The 6,000-nt window shown below is 35.0% G+C and carries 1 protein-coding gene; it reads right to left on the bottom strand.

What is annotated here, in order from left to right:
- Positions 1-77: 77 nt before the first annotated feature.
- A complete protein-coding gene (locus tag ACKI2W_RS07210; protein ID WP_407380671.1) occupies positions 78-5,828 on the bottom strand; it encodes a hypothetical protein in 5,751 nt (1,916 codons plus the stop codon).
- Positions 5,829-6,000: the final 172 nt, after the last annotated feature.

The following is a 6,000-nucleotide window of genomic DNA, read 5'->3' as shown; positions in this document are numbered from 1 at the left end:
GTGATAATGTCCATAGCAAATTACCAAAAGCTGCGTCCTTTAGTGTCTGTTGGCATCACAGACGGCAGTGCCGCCGATTACCTCATGGGCATCGACGAAACGGTAATGCAGCCGCTCCCCGACTTTCTGCAAACTTTCATTACAAATTCATCATCAAAGATATATGTATTGAATTTATGGTCATTCATTACACCAATAGTATAGTTTCCACCCATAACATCCTCAAAAGTGATGCTGAAATCAAGTGAACCGTTGTTGTTAATAGTGTATAAAGGTGCTGCATCGAAGTACAATAAGACCACTGAATCAAAGGCATCATTAGATGTACCGTTAACATAGACAGTCTGATTGATTTTATCTATAGTTAAATTGTATATTTCCCCATTAGCGTTAAAGATACAATATTGGCGAACTATTTCATTAACTTTACCGCCAGCAAAGTAATTGATAATTCTCTCATCATCTTCACCTTGGTAGTTGTCTAAAAAGGTACATAAGTAGAATGATGCGGATGTTGTTTGACCGTCCCAAGTGTCATCTGCAATATAGATTGCTCCACCTTCACTTTCCGCATAATTATTTATAAATGTAGTGTTTAGTGCAATAAGCATTGCATCATTTTCTGCATCAGATTGACCAATATATATGGCTCCACCTTCAGTAGCAGTGTTGCTGTAGAAATTACAGTTTGTCAAGGTCAAAGTACCTGCTTCCAGGTCAATAGCTCCACCATAAGTAGCAACTCCATTGATCACTGTAATGTTTTCAAGTGTAACTGTGGGACCTTCTGTTTGATAAGTATAGAAGAAAGGAGGTGCCTCCATTGCCTCCACTTCAGTTTCATATGTTAAAAGCATGAAGTAATATTCGCCTCCACAGTCAAAGATAACCTCTTCATCTCCATAAGCCCGGATTGTTAATTCGACTTCTCCTTCAATATCCATACTGGATACAGAATATGTTCCGCCTCTAACTGTAATGATACCTGCACCATATAATATAGCTTCATCAACCGCATCTTCTAGAGTATCAAAATAGCTGTAATCATCATCTTCATCGTATTGATACATGAACCTGCCTTCATCATCCTCTTCACCAAGGTTGTTGTTATCTATAGAATTACCAATATTTTCATTTGATTCAGTATCAGCAATTGCAAAATACCTAATGGCAAGTAAATGTTTTGCCTCAACATTATTGGAAGTATCAATTACAGAGTCGATTTCTCCAGCATTGTTATTTCCCATATCGTCCATATTAGTGTTTGAGATTCTTAAGCCGTATACAGGAAGATTTCCATTGACATTCAAATTGGCCTCAGTGGAATTTGATATGTGGTTAACACGTTCCTGTGAAGTTACCTTGATTGTGTAATTGCCAGGATTCAATGTTTTATCAATTACAACAGTTCTGCTGCCGTTAACAAATACGACATTTTTGTAATCTCCAATTTCTATTGTATAAATTGACGCAACATCTGATTCAATGTTTAAAACAATGCTGTCATTATATTCTACTTCCACATTAGGTACAGATATTGTCGGATTAGCTTTATAGACTTCAAAATCAACAGTAATTGATGTGTATGCGAAATCTTCATGATCATAGATGGCTACAAGAGTGTATTTTCCAGCATCTAATATCAATGATTCGATTTCATCTTTTGTGTAATACTTTCCGTTTAGTTGGTAATCAATTGCACCTGTAGCAGTTGAAGGTAGACTTTCAACAACTTTCAAGGTTTCACCATAGGTAATGTTATCAACGGAAACATTTATATCAATAGTCTCACGGTTAACTCTAAAAATTTCAGTAATGCTGTCCATAATATATGTATTGTTATTGTTATCTGCAATACTGTTTAAAACAGCAGAATATTTTCCATGATCCAATACGCCTGCATTATAGGTGAATGAATTGTTTTTGATTTCCACAATGTTGTTGTCACCGGCAACTGTTAAATTAGCAGCTGCATAGATATTGGTACCTACATCTGCTGTACCAGTGATTGTTGAGCTTTCACCATACTGAACAGATGGCGCATTTAATTTAGCGTCCTTAACATCTAAAACGGAATCATGGACTACGGTAAATCCATTGCTGTAAATATTTCTGTTTTGCCCAGTGTTATTTGCAAAAACACACTCATCAATGAATGTAGTGACTTTAGGAGATGTTGCAATAGCCCCAGTTACTGCATGGTTATTTGTAAACGCACTGCTGTCGATAAATAAGGTTAACTTTTTATCATAGGGGTTTTTGATTAAAATTGCAGAACCAACCTTACCGCTATTGTTATTGAAGATACAACTGTCAATGTTGGCTTTTGAAAGTCCATCAAGACATATGACTCCACCATCAACATTGCTGTTTGCATTGTCTTCAAAATTGGATAAGCTGATATCCAAGACTACCTCACTATTGGCGTTGACATAAATTACCCCACCTTCAAGTTGAGTTTTTTCTCCCAAACTATTTTTGATGTCGTTTTTCTTGAAATCAGATAGAATGACAGCAATATATTTGGAATTGTTGCCTACATATATTGCAGACCCTTTAACAGCAGTATTACTCTCAAAGTCACATGAAGTGATTACTGCTTCAAATTGTGTTATGTTTTTGAAGTACAATGCTCCACCATCACGTGCAGAGTTATTTATGAATTTAGAGTCCATAATTGAAACGTCCTCATAACCCAATGATGTGACCGCAGCAGTACTTACTTTTAAAGGAGCGGCATTATTTATGAAATTACAACTGTCAATATCTAATGAATATCCGTCACTAAATATGGCAGCTCCACCATTTTCAGCAAATGATGTCTTTGTAATCTTATTGTCTGTGAAATTACATAAAGTCAGTGCGAGATATCCGTGATTGACTATAGCACCATAATTGGTATTTCTGTTGTGAAGTCCTCTGAATGTTATGCCGGATATATCAACTACAGCATTTTCATTTACTATTATGAAATTGGCGTCACCGCCTTGAGCATCAAAGACTGCACCTTCCAATGCAATGATGTCCAGAATTTTATTGGATATCACTATTCCAGTGTCTTTATATATACCGTTTTTAACATAAATTGTATCTTCATCATTGGAATTGGCTACCGCTTCATTTAATGTATCATATTCAACATTTGTACTTAAAACAAGGAAGTTGCTGTAGGTTTTAGCAATTGAAAATGTAGTGTAATTCATTGCAAGCTCAAAGTTATCATCAGTGTCACGTATAGCAACAACTGTATAATTGCCCAAATCAAGGCCGGTCAGTTGAATGCTGCCTTTACCATTTACAACTTCAACAGGATAATATTTATTTTGAATGATAATAGTATAATTCAAATCCCAATCAGCATAAACATTTAAAACAGGTATTTCAGGTATTAACACATTACTTATTTCAAGAGTTAAATTGATTTTAGCTTTTTCAACCCCTATTTTTGCATATACTGGACCACTTAAATAGAATTCGTTTCCGTATAAATCATTATAGTAGTCATGTTGCCAGAAATGGTCATTACTGTCCTCCTGAGTATACATACCGGCCATGACAAATTCATGTGTTCCGCTAGGCAGTACTCCCAGATTAATGTTAAATTTGTTATCTACAATGGTAAGCATATCTCCAAAGATGTTTTCCTCATCTACAAATCCAATTAAAAGAGTATAGGTATTATTTAAATTGGATCCCCAGTCAAAATCACCATTAAGAATATTATCATCACCATAGGAACTATCATTTAATGATATTTTTAAATCCAAATCATATTCATTGGACTCGAAATTAAATTTCCTTGTGAGTGATTCGGAGTATATGTTTCTGTATTTAGTTGCACTATTTGAATCAAAAACACAGTTTGTCATGTTTATTAGACTTTCACTTTGGCTGGTTATATAAATGGCCCCTCCTAAGTTAGCAGAATTTCCTATAAATTCATTGCCATGGAGCTCAAGATTAGTAGCATATATTGCCCCACCTTCAGTAGTGGCCGAATTCAAGTTAAATTCTGAGAGAGTAACTGTTAAATATGAAGAGGAATCAGCATAGATCGCTCCCCCATTAATACCATGATTAGAAGTGAAAGTACAATCATTTATATTTGCAACAGTATTTTCTAAGATTATCTTACTATTTGATTCGAAAGTACTGCCATCCAGCACCAGATTTGAATTTAACGCTTTAATCGGGTTTCCAGGTTGATCATTAGCATGTTTAATATTGTTAAATTCACAGCCGGTAATGTTACCCTCTGAATTGGCAGTGAATTTTAATGCTGAATCATCAAAGTAGTCGGTTATAGTTATATCTTCAATAGTGAGTTTGGAATTAGAACCTACAATCAAGAAATTATCTGGAGCTATGTAACCAGAAAAACCGTAAGAACGGTCCCCTGAAAAAGTGACAGAGTCTTTATCAGATTTAGGCATGATTGTTACTTCTTTATTGTTAATCTGCACGTTACGATTACCAGAACCTGTGTAAGTTCCACCTTTAACAGCAATTACACCGGTTCCACCACTTGAAATAGCATTTACAGCAGCACTTAAAGTTTCAAATACATTCACATAATTCAAATTCCCATCATATAAAATAAAATTAGGTTCTATAATAGTAAAGGTATTTCCTGAATACTCATATCTTTTTTCCGAATCTTTCATCATGTAAACTGTATAGGTTCCCGCATCAAGGCCTGTACCATAATGGCCTTTGAAAGTTACATAATGGCCACTAGCCCAAGCTGCTTCATCATAATAAGACCCATCTTTATATAAAACCACCAAATTTGCATCATCATTAATATTAGGGGTTATTGTAACTGATTTTTCAGGAGCATCCACCTCAATACCAAGAGAACCGCTTCCTACAAAAAGACAATTGTCAAAATTCCACTCTATGGCACCCGGTTTATCCTCATCATAATTATCAAAATCGTTTGCTACCTTATTATCACCATAATACTTTGTATTCCCTTCAAAATAACAGTTATTAAGTGTAACTGAACCTGCATCTTCAACACAGATGGCTCCACCATATCTGCCTGCCCAATTGTTTATGAACTGACAGTCTTCAGCTACAAGTGAACCTTCATCCACATTTATGGCTCCACCTAATCCCCAAAGAGTTTCAATAGTATTGGCATAAGCTTTATTACTCTCAAATTTACACCTGTATAAATTTAATTGTGCTCCATCCTCAACTTCTAGATTACCCTCATTTGCATTCCCATTTTTAAAGGTAATGTCACAGATTGTGAGACCTACATTATTGTTAGTTACCTTAAAGAACCAATCCTTATCCTCGGCGTCAAAAATAACTGTGTGGGTAGAGTCATAAGGCTTGAGTGTTATATATACACCCTCATCACTAAGTGTAATACTAAAATCATCCGAATCGTCAGTGTATTTGTATGTACCTCTCCAAACGTATATAGTTTTAGATCCGGGTTCATCATCAGCATCATCAAAAGCATCATCCAAATCCTTGTACCAATTTCCATTATATAAAAAATTATTTTCACTGGATTTAAGCAAATCTTCATTTGTAGCAGAAAGCACATTATCTGAAGAAGAGGATGCAATTCCCACCTTATGATTTTCATTTCGACTGTCGTCTACACTAATTTCATCAGTGTCATTGACACTTTCAATCGCAGGCGAAGTGTCATTGACCTCTTGTTCTAAAGCAACAGAATCTGTTGCAATGTTTGTATCACTAACCTCCTCCAGCAATGTATCATTGGTATCGGCCGCCGAAACTGCACCGATACTCATAATCATTACAAGAAGTAGTATCAGTAATATTCCCATCTTTTTTTTGGTCATTTTTATTTACCTCATATTGTCTAAAAACCAAGTAATCAAACAGAACGTTCGTTCTGTTCAATAATACTTACATAAATATTGTAAATAAACACAATATTTAATATTAAGTTTTATTTTTGATTATTAATAAATATATGGCATTATTTTTTAATGGATAATTTAAATGAATTTG

The sequence above is a fragment of the Methanobrevibacter sp. genome (assembly GCF_045603845.1).
Taxonomy (GTDB): Archaea; Methanobacteriota; Methanobacteria; order Methanobacteriales; family Methanobacteriaceae; genus Methanocatella.
The sequence above is the reverse complement of the archived record's forward strand: the minus strand, read 5'-3'. Positions and strand labels throughout refer to the sequence as shown.

Excerpts from the sequence above, each read along its gene's own strand:
- ACKI2W_RS07210 (WP_407380671.1), bottom strand. The coding sequence starts at position 5,828 with ATGACCAAAAAAAAGATGGGAATATTACTGATACTACTTCTTGTAATG.